Annotated in this window: 1 protein-coding gene and 1 pseudogene; both read right to left on the bottom strand. The window is 40.2% G+C overall.

Translation table 11 applies throughout. The annotated features are described in order from the left end of the window. Window positions 1-546 (bottom strand): hypothetical protein (locus CVN76_RS00195; protein ID WP_157805369.1); only part of this gene is annotated, 546 nt, incomplete at its 3' end. After that, a pseudogene (locus CVN76_RS00190) lies at window positions 539-771 on the bottom strand (hypothetical protein); the annotation flags it as partial. The pseudogene CVN76_RS00190 and the gene CVN76_RS00195, both read right to left, overlap by 8 nt.

Raw genomic sequence — 771 nt, 5'->3', positions numbered from 1 at the left:
TTTGGCCTGTATTTTCGCATATTGTGTCATAAGCTCCTGCCAATGATCAGGATACTCCTCGACTCCGTACATTTTTTCTTGAAGCGTAATCCGGTGCATCATTTCCATTCCTGGTTGATAGGTATCCACCCCATCCGCCACCATGAATTCCCTTTCTTTCTTTAGAAAAAACCTGATTTCGCCAACTTCATCTTTAGGATTGATATTCCAGATGATTTTTGATTTCTTTTCTCCATTCCAAACCTGATGCTCACCTCCTTCATTCACGGAAGCTGCTCTCCATTTATTATTCTTCCAAATCCAAAAGCTCATCCCATACCCATCATCCTCGCTAATAAAAGGAACAAATACATGTGTATCATCCAAAAAGATACGGTCTTGAATGATCTTTGGCTGGGCTTCAGAAAAAAATGAGTTGATGCGTTTGATGACTTGCTTATCCGATAGGAAAGGGTCAGGGTCTTTAGGTAATTGAGTAAATGAAAGAACACCGATCATCAATAATATCGCAGCTAGTAAAATAATCTTTTTTGTTTTTTTAGCCATTTTCCCCATCACCTCCTGTCAAAATCGATTCCTTGAGCCTGAAGTAGACTTGACGCCCTTTATTAGGTGTAATCAGGATTCCCCTGCCATCTTCTTCAATGAAAATGATTGCTTTAAGTCCGCTCCCCTTTGCAGCGGTTGTCCCATTCAGGATATAAGGGAATTTCTCTTTGTGATCGCCATCTTCACGGATTCGATTATACCAAGATTCACTCTCGATCTTTT

It is taken from the genome of Bacillus sp. mrc49 (genome assembly GCF_002803435.1).
This window is presented reverse-complemented; position numbering and strand designations above follow the sequence as displayed.